Raw genomic sequence first — 25,711 nt, 5'->3', positions numbered from 1 at the left:
TAGGGCGTTTTTGTCCCGGTAGCGGCGGCTTCGCCACCGGATTTGGCAATTCAGCCCGCCGGCGGCGATCCGCGAGGACGTTACATGTCGACGACGACGCGTCCGCGGATCTTGCCGTCGACGATGTCGCGTGCCGTGTCGACGATGCCGTCGAAGCCGATGGTTGTGGACAGGCTGGCAAGCTTCTGCAGGTCGAGATCGGAGCCAATGCGGCGCCAGGCCTCGAGGCGCACGGCCTTTGGCGCCATCACCGAATCGATGCCAAGCAGCGAGACGCCGCGCAGAATGAAGGGGGCGACGCTCGATGGCAGGTCCATGCCGCCGGCCAGGCCGCAGGCCGCGACGGCGCCGCCGTAGGAGGTCATCGACAGGACGTTGGCCAGCGTATGGCTGCCGACCGAATCGATGCCGCCGGCCCAACGCTCCTTGGCCAGCGGCTTGGCGGGCTGGCTGAGCTCGTCGCGCGAAATCACCTCGGCGGCGCCGAGGTTGATCAGATAAGGGCTTTCGGCATTGCGGCCGGTCGATGCAATGACGTGGTAACCGAGGCTGGACAGGATGGAGACCGCGACCGAACCGACGCCGCCGGCGGCACCGGTCACCACAACCGGGCCGCGGTCGGGCAGGATGCCGTGCCGCTCCAGCGCCATGACGCAGAGCATGGCGGTATAGCCGGCGGTGCCGACCGCCATCGCGTCGTGCGCGCTGATGCCATCCGGCAGCGGCACCAGCCAGTCGCCCTTGACGCGGGCGCGCTCCGCATAGGCGCCGAAATGCGTTTCGCCGACGCCCCAGCCGTTGAGGATGACCTTGTCTCCCTTGCGCCAGTCGGGATTGGAGGACGAAATCACTGTTCCGGCGAGATCGACGCCCGGCACAAGGGGCCAGCGGCGGACCACCGGCGCCTTGCCGGTGATGGCCAACCCGTCCTTGTAGTTCACTGTCGTCGCCTCGACCGCGATGGTGACGTCGCCCTCCATCAGATCGGCTTCGGTGAGATCCGTCACGGCGACCGACTGTTTCTTGTCGGCGTCGCGCGAGATGAGGATGGCTTTGAAGGTTTCGGACATCTTTTTCTCCGCGAGCTTGCTTGTCGGTCTGGACTGTGCGGCGATGGCCGCGCGGGGTCAATCTTTGGAAGGCTTGGCGTTCGAAGACTCGGCGTTCGAAGACTTGGCGTTCGAAGACTTGGGCTCGCGCCGCCAGCCGATGAGTTCGTCGAAGACGACCAGGGCCGCGCCCACGGAAATGAAGGCGTCGGCGAGATTGAAGACGGCAAAGGACCAGACTGGCGTGTGGAACAGGATGTAATCGATGACGTGGCCGTAGACGGCGCGGTCGATCAGATTGCCCAGAGCGCCACCGATGATCAGGGCGAAGCCGGTGCGGGCGATGACATGGCCCGATGGCGTGCGGGTGGCGAGATAGAGCACGAAGGCAACGACCAGCACGGCGATGATCACCAGGCCGGTGTCGCCGAAGGAGGAAAACATCGAAAAGGCGATGCCGGTGTTATAGGTGCGAAACAGCGCCAGGAACGGCACCAGATCGACTTTTTCCTGAAACGGCAGGCCGGTCTCGACCAGGTGCTTTATCCACTGATCGAGCGCTATGGCCGCGACGACGAGCAGCGCGTAGGGGGACCATGATCTCACGGGCTGGCAACCTTCATTGCTGGCTTCATTGCTGGTCGGCGATTGGCTCGAGCTTCAGCGCGCCGCGCCGGATCTCGAACAGCATGATGCCGGTGGCGACGGCGAGATTGAGCGAATCGGCACGGCCCGCTTGCGGGATTCTGAGCAATCGGTCGCAACTCGCCGCCAGGCTTTCGGGCAGGCCCTGCTGCTCATTGCCCATCATCAGCAGAACCGGCCCACGGGAAAAATCGACCGAGCGGTAATCGACGGCACCCTTCAGATGCGTGCCGGCGACGAGGCCTGAAAACCCGCCACGCCAGGCCAGGAAAGCCTCTGTCGTCGCCTTGGCCACCGGCACGGCGAAAATGGACCCCATGGTGGCGCGCACCGTTTCCACGGAAAACGGGTCGGTGGTGTCGCCGACCAGAATGATGCCCTTGGCGCCGACGGCATCGACGGTGCGGATGACGGTGCCGAGATTGCCGGGATCGCGCACCCTGTCGAGCGCCACCCAGACGTCGCCATTGTCAGCGCGGATGTCCTTCAGGGCCAGGAATTTCTGCGAGAAGACGCCGACCACCATTTGCGGATTGTCACGGCGGGTGATGGCGACAAGCACCTTCTCCGACACTTCGAGCACCGTGCCGCCGGCGGCAACCGTGCGTGCCGCGACCTTTTCCACGGCCGCGTTGCCACGCCCTGCCTTGGCGAACACGAGCGTCCTGATCTGCCAGCCAAGGTCGAGCGCATCGATGACCAGCTTCAGCCCCTCGGCCATGAAGGCGTTCTGCTGGTCGCGGAATTTCTTCAGGGCGAGAGCCTTGATGTCCTTGACCAGCGGGTTGGCGAGGCTGGTGACTTCCTTCACCTGGCCGGGTGCGCCTGCGTGCCGCTCGTTCATTCAGGACTCCCGGGCATTCAGGCCACCCAACGCGAAAACAATGAGGTCGAAAGCGCCCTGCCGGCGGACTTTTCACGGATGATCAACTCGCCCGATTCAACCTTGCCGCCCATGCCGGCAAAAGTGTCGCGCATCAAAGCGTGGATGGCGAAGAAGGAGGCGCGGATCGAATAGGCGGTCAGCACCACGGCAAGCGGTTTCGGCGTCAGGATCGCGCGGCAGAGGTCGGTGAGCGCCGGCAGGTCCTCGAACAATTGCCAGACCTCGCCCTTGGGGCCGCGGCCATAGGCTGGCGGATCGAAAAGCACGATGTCGTAGCGGCTGCCGCGGCGCTCCTCGCGCTCGGCGAATTTCACCGCATCGTCGACGATCCAGCGGATCGGCTTGCTGCCGAGTCCGGCCATCTCCTGGTTTTCACGCGCCCAGCCGATCGCCTTCTTCGAGGCATCGACATGAGTGACCTCGGCGCCGGCGCGGGCCGCCACCAAGGAGGCAAGACCGGTGTAGCCGAACAGGTTGAGCACCTTGACCGGCCGCCTGGCCGCCGCGATCAGCCCGGCCATGTGGTCCCAGTGCGAGGCCTGTTCGGGAAACACGCCGACATGGCGAAACGAGGTGAAACGGCCGAGATAGTCGATGCCGTCATGCTTCATCGGCCAGGTCTCGCCAAGCGGCGTCTTGGGGAAACGCCAGCGGCCGATGCCTTCCTCGTCGGTGTCGCCGGTGAAGATGGCGTCGGCGCGTTCCCAGTCCCTGGCCGGCAGGGCCTTCTGCCAGATCGCCTGCCCCTCGGGCCGTACGATGCGGTAGGGGCCGTATTGTTCAAGTTTCTGGCCGGCACCGCTGTCGAGCAGCGCATAATCGGCATTCGGGGCCACTTCGAGGATGAGCGGAAGCTGCTCGGCCGGCAGGACACCGTCACGACGGGCAAGGATGCGCGGTGCCGACTTCGGCGCGGGCTGGCTCTCCGCTTTCAAGTCACGCGCTTCGCGCGGCCTGGCGTCCGGCCGTGCCGTGCCACGCGCCTCGTGCGGACGCACCTCTCCGGCTCCGCCTTTGGCGGGCGGGCGGCTGTCGCGGCGTTTGTCGCGAAAAGACTTCAAGCGGGGGCATCTCCGAGCGGCGTGCCGCTTTTGGCATAGGGCAACCAGCTTCGCAACCAAGTCTGCCGCTGCCGCCGCTCCCGTTCATGTCGGTCAGAGATGGACCGATGTCAAAGAAACAGGCAAATCTGCTGGATGTCCCGCTCCGAACGCCTCCTCGACCTCATCCAGTGCCTGCGCCGACACCGCCGGCCGGTGAGCGGACAGGCGCTGGCCGATGAGCTCGGGATTTCGATCCGCACGCTCTATCGCGACATCGCCACGCTGCAGGGGCAGGGCGCGCCGATCGAGGGGGAGGCGGGCCTGGGCTATGTGCTCAAGCCTGGCTTCATGCTGCCGCCGCTGATGTTCAGCGACGATGAGATCGAGGCGATCGTGCTCGGCTCGCGCTGGGTCGCCAAGCAGCCGGACCAGCGTCTCTCGGCCGCAGCCGCCAATGCGCTGGCCAAGATCGCGGCCGTGCTGCCGGATGATCTGCGTGAGGATCTCGACGCCTCCACCCTGCTGGTCGGGCCGCCGGCGCAAGCCATGGAGGGCATCGATCTCGGCACGGTGCGGCAGGCCATCCGCAACGAGCGAAAACTCGGCTTTCTCTACCGCGACGCCGGCGGTGTGGCCTCGCAACGTATCGTCTGGCCGTTCGCACTCGGTTTCTTCGACAAGGTGCGGGTGGTGGTGGCGTGGTGCGAGATGCGGCAGGATTTCCGGCATTTTCGCACCGATCGCATATCCGGCCTCAACCCCATCGATACGCGCTATCCGCGTCGCCGCCAGGTGCTGCTCATGGAATGGCGGGCGACACTCGACAAGCCGCGCGGGCCATAAGGCTACTGCCAGAATCTGACAGTATCCTATTCTAGGTTCGGCGCATCGAAACGCTGAACTTTGGAGAGCACACATGACCACCCCGAATCTCGTCATACTCTATGTCGACCAGCCGCTGCGGAGCGGTGCCTTCTACAGCGCGCTGCTTGGTCGCGAGCCGGTCGAAAGCGCGCCGACCTTCGTGATGTTCGTGCTCGACAACGGCTTCAAGCTCGGCCTCTGGTCGCGTCATACCGTGGAGCCGGCGGCAGAGGCGGCGGGTGGCGGCGCTGAGATCGTGTTTGCACTGAAGACGCCGGATGCGGTCGACGCCGCCCATGCCGACTGGTCGGGGCGTGGCTTGAAGATCCTGCAGGCGCCGACCGACATGGATTTCGGCCGCACTTTCGTTGCGCTCGATCCCGACAATCACCGCCTGCGTGTCTACTGGCTGTCGGATGGGGAACAGAAATGAGCGTGTATTGGATCGCAGTGGCGTCGGCGCAACATGTCCGGCGCGGCCGCACGGACGGCTTCATGCAGGTCAACCACGGCAAGGCGGCGCCGTTGCGTCGCGTCAAGCCCGGCGATGGTGTCATCTATTATTCGCCGACCACGGTTTTGGGCGAAAAGGATGGCCTGCAGGCTTTCACCGCAATCGGCACCGTGCGGGAAGGAGAGCCTTATCAAGGCGAAATGGGCGGCGGCTTCACGCCGTTCCGCCGCGACGTCGAGTGGATGGCGGCTGAAGAAGCGCCGATCAAGCCGCTGCTCGACCGGCTGGACTTCACCGCCGGCAAGGCGAACTGGGGATATCAGCTGCGCTTCGGCCTGTTCGAAGTCACCGATCACGATTTTCGCCTGATCGCCGACGCGATGGCTGCCGAAAAGCGGGGGGCGGTGAGCTAGGCCTTCAGCGCGTTATAAACGGCAATGCCGGCGGCGAGATCCTCGAGTGCCGCGCCGACCGATTTGAACAGCGTGATCTCGTCAGGGCGTGTGCGGCCTTTCTTCTGGCCGCGCGCCAGTTCGTGCAAATCGGCGACGATGGCGTCCGGCTTCAGCAGGCCGGAAGCCAGTGGCTGGACGATGTCGCCGGCTTCCCTGGTGGCGCCGGCGCGGGTGTCGACATAGACCCGGGCACGGGCGACCGCGTCATCATCGCTTTCGCGCATTGTCGGGGTGAAGCCGCCGACCAGGTCGACATGGGTTCCAGGCCGCAGCAGCGCGCCCTTGATCAGCGGCGTGGTGGTGATTGTCGCCGAGGAGACGATGTCGGCCTGACCAAGCTCGGCATCGAGGTCGGTCGCGGCGCTGGCGGCGAAGCCTTCGGCGCACAAATCGGCCGCGACTTTCTCAGCGTTGGCGGGGGTGCGGTTCCAGATGCGGATGGTTTTTATCGGCCGCACCGCCGAATGCGCCCTGGCGAGGAACGGCGACAGGGCGCCAGCACCGATCACAAGCAGTCGCGAGGCATCGTCGCGGGCGAGGTAGGACGCCGCCAGCGCCGAAGCACAAGCCGTGCGCCACTGAGTCAGGCGCTGGCCGTCGATCAAGGCTTCCGGTTCGCCGGTGCTGCCGTTGAGCAGGAGATAAAGCCCCATCACGGCGGGCTTGCCGATGGCGTTGTTGTCAGGCGAGACGGTGACGATCTTGACGCCGATATGGCCACCGGAAGACGTGCCGGCGGCGTTGAAATCGGTCCATGCCGGCATCAGCAGCAGGGTCGAGGCCTCGCCGTCGGGCCGTTCGACCGCGTGATGATGCCTGACGGGCTGTACCGCCCCGTCACGGAAAGCCGCGCGCAACGTCTCGACCAATCCGGGAAAGGTCAGCGCACGGTCGACCTCGGCGGCCGAAATGGTCAGCATGAAAAGCTCCGTGGAGGAAAGGCGCCGGCAGGCCGCTCAATTGGTCGGTTTTGGCAATGCCGATCCCTGGGCCGATCCCTGGGCCGAGCCCTGGATCGGTCCCGGTGTTGCCGACGGAGTGCGACTGATTGCCTGCCGCAGGTTTTCCGCCTCGACGCCGCGCTGGCGCGCCAGCTTGCGGTAGCGGCCCTGCTTGACCCAGGTTGCCAGGCTGCCGACGATCATGCCGATGGCAAGCGCCAGGAACAGGAAAATGAACAGCGGCAAGGTAAGCGTCAGCTTCGGATTGCCGGGATTGAACGGGTCCAGCGTGAAGGCGACGAGTTCGCGGTTGGCGACGGCAAGCGCGATCAGGATGATCGCCAGGGGTACGAAGACCACGATGAGCATGAAGCGATTGAGCATGATTTCTTCCGTGCAAGCGGGCCGGATAAGGCCGTCTGGCGCTGACGCCGCGCCTACTTGCCGCCGTTCAGCCTTTCGCGCAGTTCCTTGCCGGTCTTGAAGAACGGCACCCATTTCTCCTCGACCTCGACGGATTCGCCGGTGCGCGGGTTGCGGCCGGTGCGGGCGGGGCGGTTTTTCACCGAAAAAGCACCGAAGCCGCGCAGCTCGACCCGGTTGCCTTCGGCAAGGGCGTCGGTGATCTCATCGAAGATCGCGCCGACGATGTTTTCGACATCGCGCAGGAAAAGATGCGGATTGCGCGTGGCAATAATCTGCACAAGTTCGGACTTGATCATCAGACGGGTCCCCGTGAAAGCAGTTCGGTCAAAATTATGAGGATGATTTTATTGGCTTTTTCAGCTGTCCCAAACGGCGCTCAAGGGTGCCAGACGGAAACGAGGCCGTCAAGAAACAAGCGGTCGGCCCCAAGTTCGTGGATGACGTCACCGCTGTAATCCGGCAGGCCGAGGGCGCTGCCGATCGTTTTCACCATGGCTTTTGACCACAGGAAACTGCCGCGCCGTTCCGTGTCCTTCCACTCGACCACCTTGAGCTTGGCGTCGACCCCCTTGGTCGCCAGCCAGTTGATCGCCTCGGTCTCGCCACCGACGGCGTCGATCAATCCGTTGGAAACACCCTGGCGGCCGGTGAAGATCGACCCGTCGGCGAGCGCCAGCGCCTGTTCGTGCGTCATCTTGCGGCGCTCGGCGACGATGCCGACAAACCAGTCGTAGCTGTCGAGGATAAGCTTGCGGACCATGGCGCGCTCGTCGTCATTGGTCGGCTTGAAGGGAGAGGGGGAAGCCTTGAGCGGCGAGGATTTCACTTCCTCCAGCTTGACGCCGAGCTTGTCCATCAGGCCGCTGACGTCAGGGTACTGGATCAGCACGCCGATCGAGCCGACGATCGAGGTCTTGCGGGCTACGATGTGGTCGGCCGCGCTGGCAATCATATAGCCCGCCGATGCGGCGAGCGTGCCGACTTCCGCCACCACCGGCTTGTCGGCGGCCAGCTTGCGCACTTCCTCGTAGATCGATTCGCCACCGACGGTGGTGCCGCCGGGTGAATCGATCGCCAGGATCACGCCTTTCACCTTCGACGACTCGCGGATGTTCTCCAGCCGCTTGATCAGTTCCTCGTCCTCGGTGATGGTGCCTTCGATCCTGACCTTGGCGATATGGTCGACGGCCGAGCCGCCGAGATCGTCGCCGTAGAGCCAGGCCGACAGCGCAATCACCCCGAGTGCCACGATGCCGATGGCCACAACACGCCAGAATGTCAGCTTGCGCCGCAAGCGGCGGCGGTCGATCAGGTCGTCGGCTCTCAATGCCATGGTCAGCCTCACAGTCGGCGGGAAGAGACGCTTTTAGACCATGATGTCCTTATCGGGAAGCAGTTCCGTCTTCGGCAATCCCAACGCTGTCTGTTTTGTGACTGGCCTGCGCAAGGGACGCAAGGTAAGGGGAGAGACGGCAGTGATGAAAAAACGGCGCAAGGACGTGCATTTCTGCTATGAAGTATCGGTTGTTGTGCTGACCTCGTTTTCGTTTGTACAACCACAGTTGTCACATTTTTGCGGTTTTCATGGGCTTGTGCTTGCTTGAAGGCGCCGGCCCCCCACCTATAGGCGGTGCTCCCTGGCGGGCAGGGGTCTAGAAGAAAGCAGTCATGTTAGCGCGATCGAATGAACCGACCAGCCCCGAGATGGAGTTGGCTCCCCCGGCGGATGGCTGGACGCGGGGCGAGGCGTTCGACCGCGCCCAGCGTCATTCGCGTCGCGTGCGTGTGCTCAAATTCGCCGTGCCCCTGGCCGCGGCGCTGATCGCCGTCGCCTTCCCGGTCTATTCCTATCTGGCCGCACCCGTCTCCGTCGCGGTGCAGGCGGACGGCACCGCTTTTTCCAACGGCAAGCTGGTGATGGCCAATCCCAAGCTCAACGGTTTCACCAAACAGAAGCAGCCCTATTCAATGACGGCCCTGCGGGCGATCCAGGACGTCAGCACGCAAGGCATCATCGAGCTCGAAGGCATAGACGCCAAAGTGCCGGTCGGGCCTGACAATGTGGCTGCGGTCAAAGCGTCGCGCGGTACCTACGATCGCGACGGCAACACGATGAAGTTGAACAGCGACGTCGTGATCACCACGACCGACGGCATGCAAGCCAAGTTCAAATCGGTCTTCCTCGACATGGGCAAAGGCACTATGAAGACGGATGATCCCGTCGATGTCAGCCGTGGCGGGTCACAGATCACAGCGAATTCCCTGACGGTCCAGGACAATGGCAAGGTCCTGGTGTTCGAGAACAGGGTGCGCGTCAACATCGATCCCGCCGCTCTGAAGGCGGCTGAGGCAAAGGGCGAAGAAGCGAATGTGGCTCAATAGTTCGACACGGCTTGCGGCCGCAACTTCGGCGATGCTCCTGCTGGGCCTGGTGCCGTCGCTGGCACAGTCCGGCGCCACCAGTCAGGTGTCGGGCCTGAAACTGGCGGGCGACAAGCCGATCCAGATCGAAAGCGACAAGCTGGAAGTCCGGCAGGCCGAGAATGTCGCCATCTTCACGGGCAATGTCACCGTCGTCCAAGGGCCGACGCTGATGAAGGCCGGCAAGATGATGGTCTATTACATCAAGGATCCCAATGCCGCGGCCAATGGCACGGAAGCCGCCGGCGCGGCGATGACCGGCTCGGCCAACATCGACCATCTGGAGATCTCCGACAAGGTCTACATCAAGTCGGATCAGCAGGTCGCGACCGGTGATCAGGGCAGCTTCGACATGAAGAGCCAGGTGCTGGTGCTTTCGGGCAAAAAGGTCGTTCTGTCTCAGAACGACAACGTCCTGGTCGGCTGCAAGCTCACCGTGCAGATGAAAAGCGGGCTGGCCCAGGTTGATCCATGCGCTGGCCAACGTGTCCAGATGTCGATCACCCCGCCGCCGAAGTCGGATGCGCCGAAATCCGGAGCGACGAACCCCTGATGGCCAGCCTGTCATCGCTGACGGCGCGTCTTCCGGGACGAGCCGCGGCTAAGGTTTCGGCTCCGGCCACGATCACCGTCGACAAGACGAAGTTCAAGGGAACCTTGATCGCCAAGGGGCTGACCAAGAGCTACAAGGGCCGCAAGGTGGTCAGTGGCGTCACGCTTGGCGTGCGTGCCGGCGAAGCCGTCGGGCTGCTCGGCCCCAATGGCGCCGGCAAGACGACCTGTTTCTACATGGTCACTGGCCTTGTGCCGGTGGATGAAGGCACGATCGAGATCGACGGCTTCGACGTCACCTCGATGCCGATGTACCGCCGTGCGCGTCTCGGCATCGGCTATCTGCCGCAGGAGGCGTCGATCTTCCGCGGCCTCAACGTCGAGCAGAATATCCGTGCCGTGCTCGAAGTGGTCGAAAAGGACCGCAAGGTGCGCGAGCGCAATCTCGACGAACTGCTCGAGGAATTCCACATCAGCCATCTGCGCAAGGCGCCATCCATGTCGCTTTCCGGCGGCGAGAGGCGGCGCCTGGAGATCGCGCGCGCGCTGGCGACGCGCCCGGCCTACATGCTGCTCGACGAGCCCTTTGCCGGCATCGATCCGATCGCCGTCGCCGATATCCAGCAACTGGTCCGCCACCTGACGGCGCGCGGCATCGGTGTCCTCATCACCGACCATAATGTACGCGAGACGCTCGGTCTGATCGACCGCGCCTACATCATCCACGCCGGTCAGGTGCTGACCCATGGCCGCGCCGACGAAGTGGTGGCGAACCCAGATGTGCGGCGGCTTTATCTCGGCGAGGGTTTTACGCTCTGACTTTTCCCGCGCAATTCGGGACGGGAAGCCCTGACGCGGTTGTCCGTCCGGAATTGCCTTGGGCGTGAAATTTGTTTCCTGACACGATTTTTTGCGCGTGAGAGCCTGATTTTCGGTGATTTTGCTCCGGCATAACGCTCCGGTAAGCGGCTTTTGCTAGCTTTGCCTTGACAAGCAAAAGCCGGGCCAGTTTCTATGGCCGGCCGTGAAATTCATTCCGGGCGTCCGGACGCGTAGAGGAGGCGTTTGAAACCGAACCATGGCGTTGGCGGCGAAACTACAGCTCCGACAGTCGCAGTCGCTGGTGATGACGCCGCAGCTGATGCAGTCGATTCGGCTGCTGCAGTTCACCCATGTCGAGCTCGAGCACTTCATCGACGAGGAAATCGAGCGCAACCCGCTTCTGGAGCGCGCCGAGCCGCAGGACGACGCCGCGAGCGACCAGGCGCAGAAGATCGACGCGGAGCCGCAGGCGGCCGCCGATGGCGACTGGTTCGAGAAGGAGGCGGGATGGAGTGCCGAGGCGATTTCGGAAAAACTCGATACGTCGCTGGAAAACCTGTTTCCCGACGATCCCGGCACCAGCGAGCGGCTCGGACCTGACCTGACGGCGCAATGGAAGTCGGCTTCGGGCAGTGGCGGCGGCCCGTCGTCCGAGGGGCTCGACGCCGGCGACATGGCGGCGAGCGCCATCACCTTGCGCGACCATGTCGGCGAGCAGGTGGCACTGGCCTTTGCCGATCCCGCGGCGCGGCTGATCGCAGGCGAACTCGCCGATGGCCTCGACGAGACCGGCTATGTCAGGGTCGATCTCGCGGAGATCGCCACGCGTCTGGGCACTGACGCTGCGAGCGTGGCCAAGGTGCTGGCGGTGTGCCAGACTTTCGAACCAGCCGGCCTGTTCGCCCGCGACCTTGCCGAATGCCTTTCGCTGCAGCTTGCCGTGCGCGACCGCCTCGACCCGGCGATGAAGGCCCTGGTCGCCAATCTGGAGCTCCTGGCGCGGCGCGATTTCCAGACGCTGAAGCGGATCTGCGGCGTCGACGAGGAGGATTTGCTCGACATGCTGGCCGAGATCCGGGCCCTCGATCCGCGCCCGGGCATGGCGTTTTCTGGCGGTGCGAGCGACGCCATCGTCGCCGATGTCGAGGTGCGCGCGGCCAATGACGGCAGCTGGACCGTCGAACTCAACGCCGAAACGCTGCCGCGCGTGCTGGTCGACCATATCTATTTCGCCCAGGTGTCGCCGCATGCGAAGAACCAGGCGGAAAAGGATTTCCTCGCCGAGTGCCTGCAAAACGCCAACTGGCTGACGCGCAGCCTCGACCAGCGGGCAAAGACGATCCTCAAGGTGGCCTCGGAAATCGTGCGCCAGCAGGATGCGTTCCTGGTCCATGGCGTGCGCCAGCTGAAGCCGCTCAATTTGCGCACGGTGGCCGACGCCATCGGCATGCACGAATCGACCGTCAGCCGCGTCACCGCCAACAAATACATGCTGACCCCGCGCGGCGTGTTCGAGTTGCGCTATTTCTTCACCGCCTCGATCGCCGCGTCGGGCGGCGGCGACGCGCATTCCTCGGAAGCGGTGCGGGACCGCATCAAGCAGCTGATCGACGAGGAGAAGCCGGTCGACGTTCTGTCCGACGACGCGATCGTCGACATGCTCCGGGAAAGCGGGGTCGATATCGCTCGGCGCACGGTCGCCAAGTACCGGGAAGGCATGAATATTCCGTCTTCCGTGCAGCGCCGGCGCGAAAAGCGGGCACTCGCCAGCGCCGGCCGCTAAGGCAATTCCAGGAAAAGTGTAAAGCGGTTTTCCCACAGGAATCGCGTCAAGGCAAAGAGGTGGAGTGGCTCGGCGTTTCCGTGAAACGATGAACCGCTCCATGCGCTCCTGATTTTCCACAGCTTTCGAGCTTCATTGACAAGCCCTGGGGAAGTGGCTAGAAGCCCGCCCGCATGAGACGGGCCCGATGCCCGCTAGCGGATGGTCCGTCACGACAATGGCCTCGGGACGGTCAAAAAGGCGGCTTGTGATCAACCGGAAAGTTCGGATTTAAATCGGCGCCAGTGACGCCGCAAAGCTTGTGCGCACGGACCACAAGTATAAACTCAGGCCAGTTTGAAGCCTGAGCAAGGAAGGTCAGTTTTCAGATGAATCTGCGCATATCGGGAAAACACATGGATATCGGCGATGCGTTCCGCACGCGCATCAACGATCGTGTCGGCGAAGCGATCGGCAAATATTTCGATCGCGGCTTTGCCGGACACGTCACCGTCATCAAATCGGGCTCGCGCTATTCGGCGGATTGCATGATCCGGCTGGATTCCGGCGCCTCACTGCAGGCTACCGGCGACGCCCAGGATCCGACGCTCGCCTTCGAGGCCGCGGCCGACCGGCTGGAGACCCGGCTTCGGCGCTACAAGCGCCGTCTCAAATCGCACAATTCAGGCAATGGCAATGGTGAGTTGACCGACATCGCCTATACGGTGATGGCGCCGCTCGCCGATGACGACGAGGAAATCCCGGAGGATTTCGCGCCGGCCATCGTCGCCGAATCGACCATGACGCTGAAGACCATGTCGGTGGCCTCGGCGGTCATCGAGCTCGATACCAAGGACAGTCCGGTGTTCGTTTTCCGTAACGCCGGAACCGACCATCTCAATATCGTCTATCGCCGGCCCGATGGAAACATTGGCTGGATCGACCCGTCCACGACCAAGGTCGCACAGGGATAAAAAGCCAGCCGCACGAGGGGTGGGGACTGGCTACGGCAGGCGAACAAGGGATTTTCAAGCATGGATCTGAGCGATCTTATCAGCGTTCCGGCGATTTTGCCGGCGTTGAAGGCGAACTCCAAGAAGCAGCTTCTGCAATTGCTGTCCGAACGGGCGGCGGCGATTTCGGGCATTCCGGAGCGGGAAGTGTTCGACACCATCCTGCAGCGCGAACGGCTGGGCTCGACCGGCGTCGGCAACGGCATCGCCATTCCGCATGGCAAGCTCGCCGGCGTGAAGCGCATCGCCGGTGTCTTCGCCCGGCTGGAAACGCCGGTCGATTTCGAGTCGCTGGATGACCAGCCTGTCGATCTAGTGTTTCTGCTCCTGGCGCCGGAAGGGGCGGGCGCCGATCATCTCAAGGCCCTGTCGCGCATCGCCCGCGTGCTGCGTGACGCCGACACGGTCGCCAAGATCAGGGGGACGCGCGACGCCACGGCGATCCACGCGCTTTTGTCGGACACGCAGGCCTCGCACGCGGCTTGAGGCCATTTTGAATGGAATATCCAAGGGCCGCCATGAGCGGCCCTTTTCGTTTCAGCCAATCGTCCTGGTCGATGGCCGCCCTGATGGATGGCCGCCGTGGTGAATGGCGCTTTAGTGAATGGCGACGGTGGTCAGGTCGTTTTCCATGGCACCGGCCAGTGCGCGGTCACGCGCATCGGAAAGCAGGATCGGCTGGCCGTTGGCGGAAAACAGCGCCCACAGTTCCAGGCCGGGCGCGATTTCACCGATGTTCGGGAAGCGGCCGAGCAGGTCGTCGCTCGAGACCTTGCGCAGATAAGCGACCGAGCCTTCGCCGAGATGGGCGAATTCACCGCTGGTCATGGTGATATTCTCTTCAGTTCTGGTCATTTCAAGCCTCCTTGGCGCGAGGACGCCGCTCAAGGCCATCCCGCATGAGAGCCATCGGTAAAGATCAGTCTTTCACCGATATGTTTATTTTCCGTACCAGCCGTTCGGACTCTGGCCGATCGAGGTCGATCGACAAAAGGCCGTTCTTCAGCTCCGCCGCGATCACCCGCATGCCGTCGGCCAGCACGAAACAGCGCTGGAACTGGCGCGCGGCGATGCCGCGATGAAGGAATTCGCGCTCGGTGTCGTCGGTCTGACGGCCGCGCACGACCAACTGGTTTTCCTCCGTTGTCACATCGAGATCGCTTTCGGCGAAACCGGCGACGGCGAGCGTGATGCGCAGCCTTTCGGCCTTACCGTCAGTGCCGCTGAGGCGCTCGATGTTGTACGGAGGGTAGCTGTCACCGGATTTCGCCAAGCGCTCCAAGGTCTTTTCCATGGCATCGAAACCAAGGAGAAGCGGGCTGGAGAAAGGCGTCATTCGGCTCATGTTACACTGTCCTCTCAAGAGCGACATAAACTGGAAAAACCCGGATGGCATTTTTCCCGATGCTCTTGATATGGTCCGCCCCGCGACCAAGTTCAAGCCACCAGAAGACCCGCCCAAAAAGACCAGGCCTTGGACTCACAGGAATAATCGAGATGGCGCTTGAAGCGACGCGCGGATGCAGGGAGAAGCGCCGGGGCCGGGACCGTTCCCGGTCGGTCGCTTCGGCAGCTTGCAGCCGGTTCGGCGCCCTTCACGCGTGCGATCGGTCCGGTGAGCTCACGGCCACCCAAACAAGGAATTGAAATGCCCCAACCACGCAAGATCATCATCGACACCGACCCCGGCCAGGACGATGCCGTCGCCATTCTGCTGGCACTTGGCAGCAGCGAATTGGAGATCGTCGGCATCACCGCCGTTGCCGGCAACGTGCCGCTGAAGCTCACCGAAAAGAATGCCCGCAAGATCTGCGAACTGGCCGGCCGGCCCGATATCAAGGTCTATGCCGGGGCCATCCGCCCCCTGGCGCGCCAACTGGTCACCGCCGAGGAAGTGCATGGCAAGACAGGCCTCAACGGGCCGCAATTGCCCGAACCCGCGATGCAGCTGCAGGAGCAGTATGCCGTCGACTTCATCGTCGAGACGCTGATGAAGGAAGAGAGCGGCACCATCACGCTCTGCCCGCTCGGGCCGTTGACCAACATCGCGCTGGCGCTGATCCGCGAGCCGCGCATCGCTCCGCGCATCAAGGAAATCGTGCTGATGGGCGGCGGCTTCTTCGAGGGCGGCAACGTCACTCCGGCGGCCGAATTCAACATCTATGTCGATCCGCAGGCCGCCGATCTGGTGTTCAAATCCGGCATCCCGATCGTGATGATGCCGCTTGACGTCACCCACAAGGCGCTGACCACCGCCAAGCGCACGCAGGCCTTCCGCAAGCTCGGCACCAAGGTCGGTACGGCTACCGCCGAGATGCTGGAATTCTTCGAACGCTACGACGAGGGCAAGTACGGCACCGATGGCGGCCCGCTGCACGATCCCTGTGTCATCGCCTATCTGTTGAAGCCGGACCTGTTCAAGGGCCGCAACTGCAATGTCAGCGTGGAAACCAGCTCCGAGCTGACCATGGGCATGACCGTGATCGACTGGTGGGGCGTGACCAAGCGGGAAAAGAACGCCATGGTGATGCGCGACATCGACCATGACGGCTTCTTCGCCCTGCTGGTGGAGAGGCTGGGCCGGCTGTGAAAACTTCCTTCTCCCCGTTCACGGGGAGAAGGCCCCGGCAGGGAGATGAGGGGCGGCAAACGTCGATATTGCGCCTGCATCCTCAGCGCTGCCCCTCACCCGATCGCTTCGCGACCACCCTTTCCCCGTGAACGGGGCGAGGGAAGGGGCGCCGTTACTTCGACCTCGAAAACGCCAGCCACAGGCCGCCGCCGACCAGGAAGCTGCCGCTGATCCGGGACATGAACTTGATGCGGCTGGCCGACAGCAGGCGCCCGGCGCGGCCGGCGGCGAGTGCATAGGTCGAATCCGACATGGCGGCGAAGATCATGGCGGTGAGGCCCATGACGACGATCTGCAGCGAGTAGTTGCCTTGCGGCGCGATGAACTGCGGAAAGAACGCGCCGAAGAACACCAGCGTCTTGGGATTGCTGAGCGCCACCAGCAGGCCCTGCAGGAAGAAACCGCCACGCGGCTTCCGCGCCGTTCCGTCGGCATTCAGCGTGCCCTTGGAGCGGAACATCTGCAAACCCATCCAGATCAGATAAGCGGCGCCGATCAGCCGCACCCATTCGAACCAGTGGCCCATGCCCGCGATCAGCGTGTTGAGGCCGATGCCGACAATGGCGATCATGATGGCAAGGCCAGCCTGCGTGCCGGCGACATTGGCGAGACCGGCGCGGGTTCCGTGGCGGATGCTGTTGGCGATGATCAGCGTGACCGTCGGACCGGGAACCAGGATGATGACGATGCAAGCGAGAACATAGGCGGCGTAGAGTTCCAGCGACATGGCTTTTCCCTTGGAATGCCGCTGACGCGGCGCGACTGGGGACAATCAATGCATGACGACAGCCTCCGCGCAAGACATGGGCGAAGTGGTGCGTTGTTGCACGCGGGTCAGGCGCCAGCCTGCCAGGGTAGCGTCGCCTCATAGGCAGCCGCGGCCTTCAGCACCGCGAGGTCGCCGCGCGGCCGGCCGATCAGCTGCATGCCCATTGGCCGGCCCTTTTCGTCGAAGCCGACCGGCACGTTGACCGCCGGGCAGCCGCCCAGCGTGGCGAAGGCGGAAACCTGCATCCAGCGGTGATAGCTGTCCATCGGCCGTCCGGCGACCTTGCTTGGCCAGTGCGTGGTGACATCGAAGGGAAAGACCTGCGCCGTCGGCAGCGCGATGAGATCGAAGCGGTCGAAGATCGACAGCAGCGTGCGATGCCAGGAAGTGCGGATGACCGAGGCCGCGCGGATTTGCGGCGCCGTCAGCCGCATTGCGTTCTCGATTTCCCATATGGCTTCCGGCTTCAGCAGGCCGCGCTTGGAGGGGTCGTCGTAGTGGGCCTGTAGGGCGCAGCCGCTGCTGGCCTGGCGCAGCGTCACGAAGGCCTGCCACAGCGCCTCGAAGTCAAAATCGGGCAGCAGGGGTTCAATCACGAAGGACTGGCCCGCGAGCCGGCCGAGCGCTGCCTCGCACAGTTCGAGGATGCCGGGTTCAACCGGCAAATGGCCGCCGAGGTCGCCGAGCCAGGCGACGCGGCCGCCAGTCGAAGGCGTTGCGAGCCCTTCGAGGAACGCGCCCGGTTTCTCATAGGACAGTGGTGCCTGCGGATGATAACCCGCCTGCACGTCGAGCAGCATAGCCATGTCGGCGACATTGCGGCCCATCGGACCCTCGACGCCCATCTGCGCATGGAAGACCTCGAAGTCCGGCCCGGCGGGCACGAGCCCCTGCGACGGGCGGAAGCCGTAGACATTGTTCCAGGCGGCCGGGTTGCGCAGCGAGCCGCCGAAGTCGCTGCCGTCGGCGACAGGCACCATGTCGAGCGCCAGTGCCACTGCCGCGCCGCCGCTCGACCCGCCGGCGGTGAGCGCCGGATCGAAAGCGTTCAGCGTCGGCCCAAAAACGTTGTTGTAGGTGTTGGAGCCAAGTCCGAATTCGGGGACATTGGTCTTGCCGATGATGATGGCGCCGGCATCGCGGATACGCTCGACGAAGAAATCGTCTTCCTGAGGCACGAAATCGGCGAAGATCGGCGAGCCGAAGGAGGTCCTGAGCCCAGTGGTCGAGGCAAGGTCCTTGATGGCGATCGGCAAGCCGAAGAGCGTTCCGGTTTCACTCGCCTGCCTGCTATCGGCAGCATCCGCCTCGCGCAGGATGTCGCCGCGATCGCGCAGCGAGACGATGGCGTTGACCTGCGGGTTGACCGCGTCGATGCGGTCGAGGAAGGCCGTGACCACCTCACGTACCGAAAGCTTCCTGTGGCGGATCGCGTCGGCCAGTTCGACAGCGGACAGGCGGCAGATGTCGCCGGCCGGCGGCACGGCATGTTTGGTCCGGGGACGCATCATCTCAGCTGACTTTCTGAAAGGCCTGATCGACATCCCTGGCCAGCGGGATCGCCGGTTGGGCGCCCGGCTTCAGGCAGGCCAGCGAGCCAGCCGCACCGGCGCGCGCCAGTGCCTTTTCGAGCGTGAGGCCGGACGACAGGCCGGCAGCGAAATAACCGCAGAAGGTGTCACCGGCGCCGACCGTGTCGACAGGAGTGATCTTCATGGCCGCAACGGTCAGAAAGTCGGTCGGCGTCGCCGCCATGACGCCGTCGCCGCCGAGCGTGACGACGATGGTGCGGCCGGTTTTCGCGGCGAAGTCGCGCATGCGTGCCGCACGGTCGCGGCCGTTCAGCGCCAGCGCCTCGCCATAAAGGTCGAACTCGGTCTCGTTGGCGACGGCATAATCGGCCTTGCCGAGGAAAGCCGCCGCGTCGCCCTGGAAAGGAGCGGTGTTGAGCACGGTGATGGCGCCGACCGCCCGCGCCTGGTCGAGCGCGGCATCGACGGTCGCCAGCGGGATCTCGTGCTGGAGCAGCACGACGTCGCCCTTTTTCAGGAAGGCCTTGGAAAGGTCGCCGGGCACCACGGAAGCATTGGCGCCGGGGACCACGGCGATGATGTTCTCGCCGTCGTCACCGACCATGATCAGCGCCGTTCCGGTCGAGGCAAAGGTTTCGCCCACGCCCGAGAGGTCGACCTTGGCCTCGCGCAGCAATGCCAGCGCCTCTCCGGCGAAACTGTCCTTGCCGACGGCGCCGACCATGCGCACCGGGGCACCGGCGCGTGCGGCGGCCAGCGCCTGGTTGGCGCCCTTGCCGCCGGGCGCCGTGGCGAAACCGGAGCCGCTCACCGTTTCGCCGGGGCTCGGCAGGCGGTCGACTTTGGCGATAAGGTCGAGGTTGATCGAGCCGATGACGATAATCAAGCAAGGCCTCCTGCCAGCATGAATTCAAGGTTCTGGAACGTCCACGGCGCGTGGGGGCGAAGATGCGTTCCAATCGCGCGGGAAGCTAACCTGTAAGGTCGCGGCTTGCCAGACCACGCGAATGGTCCAGCTCGCTTTGTGGTATCGTGGCCTATTCACAACGCACGGTGACGGTGCCCTGATAGCTGCCGGCGGGAAAGATACCGCTCGATTTGGTGGCGATGAGGTCGATCTGCATGGCGTGGGTGCCATTGACAAGCTTCTGCGGCACACTTCCGTTGATGTCGGCTCCCGAGCCGTCGAGGCGGAAGACCGAGGCGAAGGTCACGTTTGTGCCGCCGCCGCTCGGCGCGGACGAGAACGCGGCCGGCGCCGGCGCCGAAACCGAATAGCAGTCCAGCAGATTGAGCAGGGAGCACACCAGGGAGCTTGCCACCACGGTGGCGCTGGCGCTCGATCCGCCTGCCTGCTTGGAACTCAGTATACTGATGGCGGGATTTGCGGCCATCGTTCCCGATGCCCCGACCATGATGGTGCAGGTGCCGATGATTGCCGCCGACACAGGCTGGCTGAAGCCGGCAAGTGCCGCCACCGCAAGCAGCGCGCGGTTATTTCCTCTTCTTTTTCTTGCCATCGCCATTTCCGGTCCTGAGGCTCCAGCCTTCATTGGCCCATCCGGGTGATGCGGCCGCAGAACCGGGAGCAGGAGCGCCCGCGGCCAAGCTGGCCGTCTGGCCGTCGCCGCCGAGACCCATCTTGAGCAGCTTCAGCTCCAGTTGCAGGCGCTGGACCTCAAGTTCGTAGAGCCGGCTGCAGTCGAGACGCTTCGGCGTACGCCCGATCGGGATCACCACCCGGCCGTAGGTGGCGACACCGTTGTCCGTCTGGTTGTTGCCTCTGATAACGCCGAGATCGACATAGGCACCGGAACCGGAAACGGCGGAGCGGCAGGTGGTGCCGTCCGCGGCATGGACCTCGTCCTGGCCCTGGGGCAAGGTGACACCGGGCAAATTGAAGCCGTTCTCGTTCTGATTGAGATTGTAGATCTGGTCCTGGGCCAGGGTTGGAACCGTGTTTGTGACTGCAACCGCGAGCGCCAGCGTCAGGATTTGCGGTGCCCAAAAAACTTTCCGCATATCTGTGCCCTTATCTGCGTCTGTTGATTGGGAAAGGGGATGCTTTCGGTGCAGATACGCACTTTACGCTCGGCAGCGCCGCCGAAGGGCACGACCACGAGGACAGGACGGGAAGCCTGGGAACCCAGCTGGAACACACTTGGAGAGATCCTGGCGTCCACTGGCTGAAAATCCTGGTCGTAGACATGGATTTCGACCCTGATCTTCTGATCGTATGGATTGGCCGGGAAGACGCGAACCGCGAAGGCATCGGTGAAACTGTTGACCTCACCGCGCATGGGCGACATCGACTGCGCCTTGGCGGCAATAGGTGCCAGCCCGACGGCCAGTGCCGTCGCCAGGATTCGTGCATGTTTCAAGACCCTCTCCTTCGCGACGGCGCTATTCGCAGCGCAGCGTTACCGTTGCCTGGTAGTTCCCGTTGGCGAAGCGGTTGCTGCCGCCCTTGGTGCCGGCGAGATGGACCGAGACAAGGTCGGCGCCGGGTGTGGTGATGGGGGTCGCCGAGCCGGTCTCGACGATGGAGTGCGCACCGGCGGAGGAATAGGTTGGTGTCCAGGTGGTCGATGTCGTGTCGGCCGACGGCACCGTCGTGGTGGTAACCGGGTCGACGCTCAGCGACACGCCGCCTGTCGTCGTCAGCGTGACGGTTCCGGCAGAGCCGCCGCTGTTGTGGGAACTCAGCGACTGGAGGTCGGGGCTCACCGTCATCGTGCCGTTGGTGGCAATGACGAGCGTGCAGGTCGGAGTGATCGTGCCATTGAAAATGACATTTTGCGTTGTGGCCATTGCGGCCTGGTCCAGGCACGCGGCCAGCAAGGCCGCACCGAAGGCGGTGCGCAACAATTTCATCGAGACCTCCTGCCAAGTCGGATCAACCCGAAGTGATAGGAGTCATGATCGCTTTATCGTGGTTAATTTAGCGTAAACTTAAATAAGTTGCGGAAATAACGTTTCATGAAAAACCAAAGGTTGTCCTCGGTTGTGTCATGAATTTCGGATAAAACTCAAGTAATACTTTTCATCACGTAATATCTGTAAATTTTTCCGGCGAAAACCGGAAAAACGATATTTCACGACGACACTTGCCCTGCCTCCCAGCCCAGGATGGCGCGCTTGCGGGTCAGGCCCCAGTGATAGCCGGTGAGATCGCCGGACTTGCCGATGGCGCGATGGCAAGGCACCACGAAGGAGAGCGGGTTGGCGCCATTGGCGGCACCGACCGCGCGGCTGGCGCTCGGCGCGCCGATGCTGGCGGCGATCGAGGAATAGGTCCGGGCCTTGCCCATCGGAATCCGCAGCAGCGCCTCCCAGACCCGGACCTGGAAGTCGGTGCCGATCATGACGACATGCAGCGGCTGGTCGGGCCGCCACAATGTCGGATCGAAGATGCGCGCGGCGTAAGGGCCGGTCGCGGCCATGTCCTCGACATAGACGGCGTTCGGCCAGCGGCTGGACATGTCGGCGAAAGACGCACGTTCCTCGCCCGGGTCGCTGAAGGCCAGGCCGGCAAGGCCACGGTCGGTGGCCATGATCAGGGCGGTGCCGAAAGGCGAGGGGTGATAGCCGTAGCGGATGGTGAGGCCGGCGCCGCGCGTCTTGTAGTCGCCCGGCGACATGGCCTCGTGGGTGACAAACAGGTCATGCAGCCGGCCGGGGCCGGACATGCCCAGTTCGAACGAGGTTTCGAGCAGCGGCATGCCGGAATCGAGCAGCCGGCGAGCGTGGTCGAGGGTCACCGCCTGCAGGAAGGCTTTTGGCGACAGGCCGGCCCAGCGGGTGAAGAGTTTTTGCAGGCCTGTCGGCGTCTCCCCGACCTCTTCCGCAAGCTCCTCGAGCGAGGGCTGGTCGCGATAGTCGAGGCTGATCTTCTCGATGGCGCGGCGCACGATCTCGTAGTCGCTGCCTTGCGGTGTGATGTCCTTCTTGAGGACTGCTGTGTGTGTGCTCATCGAACGATCTCCTTGGCCAGGAATATCGCCCCTTGGGGCGGCGACCGCCACCCGAAACTTGCCTTCTTGCCGCGCATGCCCAGATAGATTCGGGGCTCGTGTCCAGGAGTCGCTCATGGCTGGCCAGAAAGTGCACCTGACCGGGGCAAGGGAAACCTTGCTGATGACGCTCTACGGCAAGGCGCTGGAGAGCCGGCTGCCCCATTCACTGCTTGCGGATCATTTCGCCGACGAGGCGGTGCGCAAGATCGACTATGATTTCTCCAGGCTCAAGGTCGATGAGAATCTCGGCATCGGCCTGGCGATCCGGGCCAAGACACTGGATGTCCGCGTTGAGGACTTCCTGGCCAGAAATCCCGGTGCCATCGTGCTGCATCTGGGTTGCGAGCTCGATACGCGCGTCTTCCGTGTCGATCCACCGCCAGGCGTCGACTGGTTCGACGTCGACTATCCCCAGGTCATCGAACTCAGGCGCAAGCTCTACCCGTCCCGCGACCACTACCATCTCATCGCTTCGTCGGTGACCGAACCCGGCTGGCTGGCCGAGGTGCCGCGCAACCGCCCGGCCATCGTGGTGGCGGAAGGGCTGACGCCCTATCTCCCCGCCGACGAGGGGTTGCGCCTGGTTTCGCGGCTTGTCTCGCATCTTGCCGGCGGCGAGCTGATGTTCGACGCCTACAGCCGTTTCGGCCTGACGCTGCTTCGCCTCAATCCGACCATCAAGGTCACGGGTGCCGAGGTCCACTGGGCGATCGACGATCCGCACGAGCTGGAACTGGCGGTTCCGAAACTGCGGTTCGTCGAGGATATTTCCGCCTACAAGCCTGAACACGCCGCCCGCATGGGCTGGTCCGCCAAGCTGTTCGTTCGCCTGTGGAAACACATTCCGGCGCTGCGAAAGGTAGGCAGGCTTCTGCGCTATCGCTTCTAGATTCAGCGCGCCTTCGCGGTCGCCAATGCGCGCGAAAAGGCGGTGGCAAAGCTCTCGCGGGAATCAGGATCGAGAAAGCCGCCGATCGGCACGTTCTGGCCTTGCGCTTCCACGATCATCTTGGTGATGCCGATCTCGGCGTGACGGGCGACCGAAAATCGTGCCCAGAACGGATTGAAGCGATGCGCTTCCGATTTTCCCGAAGGGGCTGTCTTGCGGATGTCGAGGCTGGTGCGGGACACCGACACCTCCTCGCGGGCGCGGGCGGCCCGATAATTGGCACGGAAGGCGATGTAGACGGCGACCACGTCGAGGCCGAAGAAGCCGAACACCGGCCATGCACCACGCGACAGGAAAAACGCGCCTGTCACCAGCCAGCCGAACAGCAGCGCGCCCATCAGGATCAGGAAGCCCGTCCTGCCCAGCGACCGGTGTGGGGTCAGCAATGCGTGAAAGAAGGGCTCGTCAGCCTGGAACGAGGCGTTTGTGTCGCTCATGACGGGATATTATAGGAGGGAAATGGCGAGCCCCAAGTCCAAAGATTCTACCATGCCCGAAAAAAAGCTGCCGGCCGGACGACGTGACGGATCGAACGCCAAGCCGCGTCCACGGCCCGTGCGGCGGACGTCACGCTATACGCCGGCGGAAGTGCATGAGATCTTCCGGCGCTTTTCTGTCCAGCGGCCGGAGCCGAAGGGCGAGCTCGAACATGTCAACGCCTTCACGCTTCTGGTGGCTGTGGTTCTGTCCGCGCAGGCGACGGATGCCGGCGTCAACAAGGCGACACGGGCGCTGTTCAAGGCCGCCGATACGCCATGGAAGATGGCGGCTCTGGGTGAGGCCAAGGTCGGCGAATACATCAGGACCATCGGCCTCTGGCGCAACAAGGCCAAGAACGTCATCGCGCTGTCGGAGGCGCTGATCCGCGACCATGGCGGGGAGGTGCCTGATGACCGCGATGAGCTGGTCAAGCTGCCGGGCGTCGGGCGCAAGACCGCCAATGTCGTGCTCAACATGGCCTTCGGCCAGCATACGATGGCAGTCGATACGCATATCTTCCGAATCGGCAACCGGCTTGGCCTTGCGCCCGGCAAGACGCCGGAACAGGTCGAGCAGGGGCTGCTGAAGGTCATCCCGGACGAGTATATGCGCCATGCGCATCACTGGCTGATCCTGCATGGCCGCTATGTCTGCAAGGCGCGCAAGCCGGACTGCCCGGCCTGTGTCATCGCCGATATCTGCAAGGCCGAGGAGAAGACGACCAGCATTCCGGCGCCCCTGGTGCCGATCGCTCCACTTGAAACCGCACCAACTGACGATCAGTAGCCGTAACCGCGCGCCATCGCCGCCGCGAAGACCGGGATCAGCAGGAAGACGAAGGCTTCCGCGCGGATGTAGGTCTTCACCGAGGCCAGTTCGCTTGCCGGCACGGCGAAGGAGGGGTTGGCGCTGGCCTGCCTGTTCCAGGAAATGAAGCGCACGGTCGGGACGATCGACAGCAGGCCGACAATGCCAAAGGCCACCATCTTGGCCCAGAACACCCAGTTGTAGACGTAGAATTCCCACCCCTTGAGGCCCCAGAAGACGCGGCCGGTGCCGACGATGATGATCAGCGCGGCGATTATGCCATAGTGGCGGTCGATGCCGGCGAGCCGCTTGAGCGTTGTGGCGGGCAGGTCGCCGCGGATCAGCACGAATTCGGCGCCGATTATCCCCGCCAGGGAAAACACCAGCAGATGATGGACAATGGCAAGCACAAGATCGGTCGTGTCCATGCTTCTTTCCTTGGGTTTGAGCACCAGCCCGCGTCGGAGAAGATCGCGTCGCAGTGTGTGCTGAAATCAGCCTGCCGGGAAAATAACACCGTCGGCCGGAATTCCCATAGCGGAGCCACAGTACCGGCCATGCGGCTTTTCTGGATGATGGCGCGTTTCGCGCTGGCCCTTGCACCGCGGGGGCTATTTGCTAAGCGCGGATAACTTCAGCGAGGCAATCCCATGAACAATCCGCACGGCGCTCCGGTCATCGAGACGGAACGAACCATTCTAAGGGCGCACCGGCTGGAGGATTTCGACGCCTATGCCACGATGTGGGCAGACCCGACCGTCACCCGCTTCATCGGCGGCAAGCCCCGCACGCGCGAGGAAAGCTGGATGCGCTTCCTGCGTCATGCCGGCCTGTGGTCGCTGCTCGGCTACGGTTTCTGGGCGATCGAAGAGAAGGCGACGGGCCGCTTCGTCGGCGAGGCCGGGTTTCACGATCTGAAGCGTGACATGGAACCGTCGATCGAAGGCATTCCCGAGGCCGGATGGGCACTGGCTCCGGCCGTGCACGGCGCCGGTCTCGCCACCGAGGTGGTCGGCCGTGTGCTGGCCTGGGGGGAAGAAACCTTTGGACGTACGAAAACCGTCTGCATCATCGATCCGGAGAACACAGCATCGTTGAATGTCGCTGGCAAGGTTGGCTATCGCGAAGTGTTGCGGACCACTTATCATGACGCCCCGACAGTGCTGCTGGAGCGGCTGTCCTGAACTGGAATT

General features: G+C 63.6%; 33 protein-coding genes. 13 read left to right on the top strand and 20 right to left on the bottom strand.

Annotated elements, in window-relative coordinates:
* Positions 1-80: 80 nt before the first annotated feature.
* Genes FJ977_RS13420 through FJ977_RS13405 form a run of 4 tightly spaced genes read right to left on the bottom strand, consistent with a single transcriptional unit; the run spans position 81 to position 3,641 of the window.
* Positions 81-1,070, bottom strand: a complete 990-nt coding sequence (locus FJ977_RS13420; protein WP_140772051.1) for an MDR family oxidoreductase — start codon at positions 1,068-1,070, stop codon at positions 81-83.
* A gap of 57 nt (positions 1,071-1,127) precedes the next feature.
* Complete coding sequence (lspA, locus tag FJ977_RS13415; RefSeq protein ID WP_140772049.1) at positions 1,128-1,655, bottom strand: signal peptidase II; 528 nt, start codon at positions 1,653-1,655, stop codon at positions 1,128-1,130.
* A 25-nt stretch (positions 1,656-1,680) separates the two neighbouring features.
* The gene (locus tag FJ977_RS13410; RefSeq protein WP_140772048.1) at positions 1,681-2,538 is read right to left on the bottom strand and encodes an RNA methyltransferase; all 858 of its coding nucleotides are present in this window, start codon (positions 2,536-2,538) and stop codon (positions 1,681-1,683) included.
* A gap of 17 nt (positions 2,539-2,555) precedes the next feature.
* Entirely contained in the window at positions 2,556-3,641 is a 1,086-nt protein-coding gene (locus FJ977_RS13405; protein ID WP_140772046.1) for a class I SAM-dependent rRNA methyltransferase, read from the bottom strand.
* 135 nt (positions 3,642-3,776) lie between these two features.
* Here FJ977_RS13405 and FJ977_RS13400 point away from each other — a divergent pair, with 135 nt between their 5' ends.
* The 3 genes from FJ977_RS13400 to FJ977_RS13390 all read left to right on the top strand — a co-directional run bounded on the left by FJ977_RS13400 (position 3,777) and on the right by FJ977_RS13390 (position 5,354).
* A complete protein-coding gene (locus tag FJ977_RS13400) occupies positions 3,777-4,466 on the top strand; it encodes a YafY family protein (protein WP_140772045.1) in 690 nt (229 codons plus the stop codon).
* 73 nt (positions 4,467-4,539) lie between these two features.
* Entirely contained in the window at positions 4,540-4,920 is a 381-nt protein-coding gene (locus FJ977_RS13395) for a VOC family protein (RefSeq protein ID WP_140772043.1), read from the top strand.
* Positions 4,917-5,354, top strand: a complete 438-nt coding sequence (locus FJ977_RS13390; protein WP_140772042.1) for an EVE domain-containing protein — start codon at positions 4,917-4,919, stop codon at positions 5,352-5,354. The genes FJ977_RS13395 and FJ977_RS13390 overlap by 4 nt, the downstream gene beginning before the upstream one ends.
* On the opposite strand, the gene FJ977_RS13385 is transcribed toward FJ977_RS13390, so the two are convergent.
* The 4 genes from FJ977_RS13385 to sppA all read right to left on the bottom strand — a co-directional run bounded on the left by FJ977_RS13385 (position 5,351) and on the right by sppA (position 8,096).
* Positions 5,351-6,316: an ornithine cyclodeaminase family protein gene (locus FJ977_RS13385; protein WP_140772040.1), complete on the bottom strand. Its 966-nt coding sequence runs from the start codon at positions 6,314-6,316 to the stop codon at positions 5,351-5,353. The two genes, FJ977_RS13390 and FJ977_RS13385, sit on opposite strands and share 4 nt — an antisense overlap.
* A gap of 36 nt (positions 6,317-6,352) precedes the next feature.
* Positions 6,353-6,721, bottom strand: coding sequence for a DUF1049 domain-containing protein (locus tag FJ977_RS13380; RefSeq protein WP_140772039.1), 369 nt, complete (start codon positions 6,719-6,721; stop codon positions 6,353-6,355).
* A 53-nt stretch (positions 6,722-6,774) separates the two neighbouring features.
* Positions 6,775-7,059: an integration host factor subunit beta gene (locus FJ977_RS13375; RefSeq protein ID WP_006200394.1), complete on the bottom strand. Its 285-nt coding sequence runs from the start codon at positions 7,057-7,059 to the stop codon at positions 6,775-6,777.
* Positions 7,060-7,139: 80 nt separating this feature from the next.
* Positions 7,140-8,096 (bottom strand): signal peptide peptidase SppA, encoded by a 957-nt coding sequence (gene sppA / locus FJ977_RS13370; RefSeq protein ID WP_140772037.1) that lies wholly within the window; start codon positions 8,094-8,096, stop codon positions 7,140-7,142.
* 335 nt (positions 8,097-8,431) lie between these two features.
* On the opposite strand from sppA, the gene lptC reads away from it, so the two are divergent.
* The 6 genes from lptC to ptsN all read left to right on the top strand — a co-directional run bounded on the left by lptC (position 8,432) and on the right by ptsN (position 13,819).
* On the top strand, positions 8,432-9,145 hold the full coding sequence (gene lptC, locus FJ977_RS13365; protein ID WP_140772036.1) for an LPS export ABC transporter periplasmic protein LptC: 714 nt from the start codon (positions 8,432-8,434) through the stop codon (positions 9,143-9,145).
* Positions 9,132-9,737, top strand: a complete 606-nt coding sequence (locus tag FJ977_RS13360) for an LptA/OstA family protein (protein WP_140772035.1) — start codon at positions 9,132-9,134, stop codon at positions 9,735-9,737. The genes lptC and FJ977_RS13360 overlap by 14 nt, the downstream gene beginning before the upstream one ends.
* On the top strand, positions 9,737-10,555 hold the full coding sequence (gene lptB, locus FJ977_RS13355) for an LPS export ABC transporter ATP-binding protein (RefSeq protein WP_010911489.1): 819 nt from the start codon (positions 9,737-9,739) through the stop codon (positions 10,553-10,555). Before FJ977_RS13360 ends, lptB begins: the two co-directional genes overlap by 1 nt.
* Before the next feature lie 259 nt (positions 10,556-10,814).
* Positions 10,815-12,341 carry an RNA polymerase factor sigma-54 gene (gene rpoN, locus FJ977_RS13350; protein ID WP_140772033.1) on the top strand — a complete coding sequence of 509 codons (1,527 nt, stop codon included), beginning with the start codon at positions 10,815-10,817 and terminating at the stop codon, positions 12,339-12,341.
* Positions 12,342-12,709: 368 nt separating this feature from the next.
* Positions 12,710-13,294: a ribosome-associated translation inhibitor RaiA gene (raiA, locus tag FJ977_RS13345; RefSeq protein ID WP_027043252.1), complete on the top strand. Its 585-nt coding sequence runs from the start codon at positions 12,710-12,712 to the stop codon at positions 13,292-13,294.
* A 60-nt stretch (positions 13,295-13,354) separates the two neighbouring features.
* Entirely contained in the window at positions 13,355-13,819 is a 465-nt protein-coding gene (gene ptsN / locus FJ977_RS13340) for a PTS IIA-like nitrogen regulatory protein PtsN (protein WP_010911486.1), read from the top strand.
* Positions 13,820-13,930: 111 nt separating this feature from the next.
* On the opposite strand, the gene FJ977_RS13335 is transcribed toward ptsN, so the two are convergent.
* Both FJ977_RS13335 and FJ977_RS13330 read right to left on the bottom strand, forming a co-directional pair.
* On the bottom strand, positions 13,931-14,188 hold the full coding sequence (locus FJ977_RS13335) for a DUF1150 family protein (protein WP_140772032.1): 258 nt from the start codon (positions 14,186-14,188) through the stop codon (positions 13,931-13,933).
* 64 nt (positions 14,189-14,252) lie between these two features.
* The gene (locus tag FJ977_RS13330; protein ID WP_096450220.1) at positions 14,253-14,678 is read right to left on the bottom strand and encodes an Hsp20 family protein; all 426 of its coding nucleotides are present in this window, start codon (positions 14,676-14,678) and stop codon (positions 14,253-14,255) included.
* Between the two features lie 303 nt (positions 14,679-14,981).
* Between FJ977_RS13330 and FJ977_RS13325 the strand changes: the two genes are divergently transcribed.
* Positions 14,982-15,923: a nucleoside hydrolase gene (locus FJ977_RS13325; RefSeq protein WP_140772031.1), complete on the top strand. Its 942-nt coding sequence runs from the start codon at positions 14,982-14,984 to the stop codon at positions 15,921-15,923.
* Positions 15,924-16,077: 154 nt separating this feature from the next.
* Here the strand turns inward: FJ977_RS13325 and FJ977_RS13320 are convergent, their stop codons facing one another.
* The 8 genes from FJ977_RS13320 to FJ977_RS13285 all read right to left on the bottom strand — a co-directional run bounded on the left by FJ977_RS13320 (position 16,078) and on the right by FJ977_RS13285 (position 22,240).
* On the bottom strand, positions 16,078-16,692 hold the full coding sequence (locus tag FJ977_RS13320; protein WP_140772029.1) for a LysE family translocator: 615 nt from the start codon (positions 16,690-16,692) through the stop codon (positions 16,078-16,080).
* Positions 16,693-16,799: 107 nt separating this feature from the next.
* Positions 16,800-18,245: an amidase gene (locus FJ977_RS13315; protein WP_140772028.1), complete on the bottom strand. Its 1,446-nt coding sequence runs from the start codon at positions 18,243-18,245 to the stop codon at positions 16,800-16,802.
* A 1-nt stretch (position 18,246) separates the two neighbouring features.
* The gene (locus tag FJ977_RS13310; RefSeq protein WP_140772027.1) at positions 18,247-19,152 is read right to left on the bottom strand and encodes a ribokinase; all 906 of its coding nucleotides are present in this window, start codon (positions 19,150-19,152) and stop codon (positions 18,247-18,249) included.
* A 151-nt stretch (positions 19,153-19,303) separates the two neighbouring features.
* On the bottom strand, positions 19,304-19,786 hold the full coding sequence (locus FJ977_RS13305; protein WP_181179811.1) for a hypothetical protein: 483 nt from the start codon (positions 19,784-19,786) through the stop codon (positions 19,304-19,306).
* Positions 19,761-20,288, bottom strand: a complete 528-nt coding sequence (locus FJ977_RS13300; RefSeq protein WP_140772024.1) for a hypothetical protein — start codon at positions 20,286-20,288, stop codon at positions 19,761-19,763. The genes FJ977_RS13305 and FJ977_RS13300 overlap by 26 nt, the downstream gene beginning before the upstream one ends.
* Entirely contained in the window at positions 20,255-20,647 is a 393-nt protein-coding gene (locus tag FJ977_RS13295; protein ID WP_140772022.1) for a hypothetical protein, read from the bottom strand. The genes FJ977_RS13300 and FJ977_RS13295 overlap by 34 nt, the downstream gene beginning before the upstream one ends.
* A 22-nt stretch (positions 20,648-20,669) precedes the next feature.
* The gene (locus FJ977_RS13290) at positions 20,670-21,140 is read right to left on the bottom strand and encodes a hypothetical protein (protein ID WP_140772021.1); all 471 of its coding nucleotides are present in this window, start codon (positions 21,138-21,140) and stop codon (positions 20,670-20,672) included.
* A 221-nt stretch (positions 21,141-21,361) separates the two neighbouring features.
* Positions 21,362-22,240 carry a bifunctional helix-turn-helix domain-containing protein/methylated-DNA--[protein]-cysteine S-methyltransferase gene (locus FJ977_RS13285; protein ID WP_140772019.1) on the bottom strand — a complete coding sequence of 293 codons (879 nt, stop codon included), beginning with the start codon at positions 22,238-22,240 and terminating at the stop codon, positions 21,362-21,364.
* Between the two features lie 115 nt (positions 22,241-22,355).
* On the opposite strand from FJ977_RS13285, the gene FJ977_RS13280 reads away from it, so the two are divergent.
* On the top strand, positions 22,356-23,171 hold the full coding sequence (locus FJ977_RS13280; RefSeq protein WP_140772018.1) for a class I SAM-dependent methyltransferase: 816 nt from the start codon (positions 22,356-22,358) through the stop codon (positions 23,169-23,171).
* A 2-nt stretch (positions 23,172-23,173) separates the two neighbouring features.
* Here the strand turns inward: FJ977_RS13280 and FJ977_RS13275 are convergent, their stop codons facing one another.
* The gene (locus tag FJ977_RS13275) at positions 23,174-23,668 is read right to left on the bottom strand and encodes a DUF2244 domain-containing protein (RefSeq protein WP_140772016.1); all 495 of its coding nucleotides are present in this window, start codon (positions 23,666-23,668) and stop codon (positions 23,174-23,176) included.
* A 22-nt stretch (positions 23,669-23,690) separates the two neighbouring features.
* Between FJ977_RS13275 and nth the strand changes: the two genes are divergently transcribed.
* Positions 23,691-24,497, top strand: coding sequence for an endonuclease III (gene nth, locus FJ977_RS13270; protein ID WP_140772014.1), 807 nt, complete (start codon positions 23,691-23,693; stop codon positions 24,495-24,497).
* Here nth and FJ977_RS13265 read toward each other — a convergent pair.
* The gene (locus tag FJ977_RS13265; RefSeq protein ID WP_140772013.1) at positions 24,491-24,946 is read right to left on the bottom strand and encodes a DUF2214 family protein; all 456 of its coding nucleotides are present in this window, start codon (positions 24,944-24,946) and stop codon (positions 24,491-24,493) included. The two genes, nth and FJ977_RS13265, sit on opposite strands and share 7 nt — an antisense overlap.
* A gap of 222 nt (positions 24,947-25,168) precedes the next feature.
* Between FJ977_RS13265 and FJ977_RS13260 the strand changes: the two genes are divergently transcribed.
* On the top strand, positions 25,169-25,702 hold the full coding sequence (locus FJ977_RS13260; RefSeq protein ID WP_140772011.1) for a GNAT family N-acetyltransferase: 534 nt from the start codon (positions 25,169-25,171) through the stop codon (positions 25,700-25,702).
* Positions 25,703-25,711: the final 9 nt, after the last annotated feature.

Source organism: Mesorhizobium sp. B2-1-3A (genome assembly GCF_006442655.1).
In the GTDB taxonomy this organism is placed as follows: Bacteria; Pseudomonadota; Alphaproteobacteria; order Rhizobiales; family Rhizobiaceae; genus Mesorhizobium.
The sequence above is the reverse complement of the archived record's forward strand: the minus strand, read 5'-3'. Positions and strand labels throughout refer to the sequence as shown.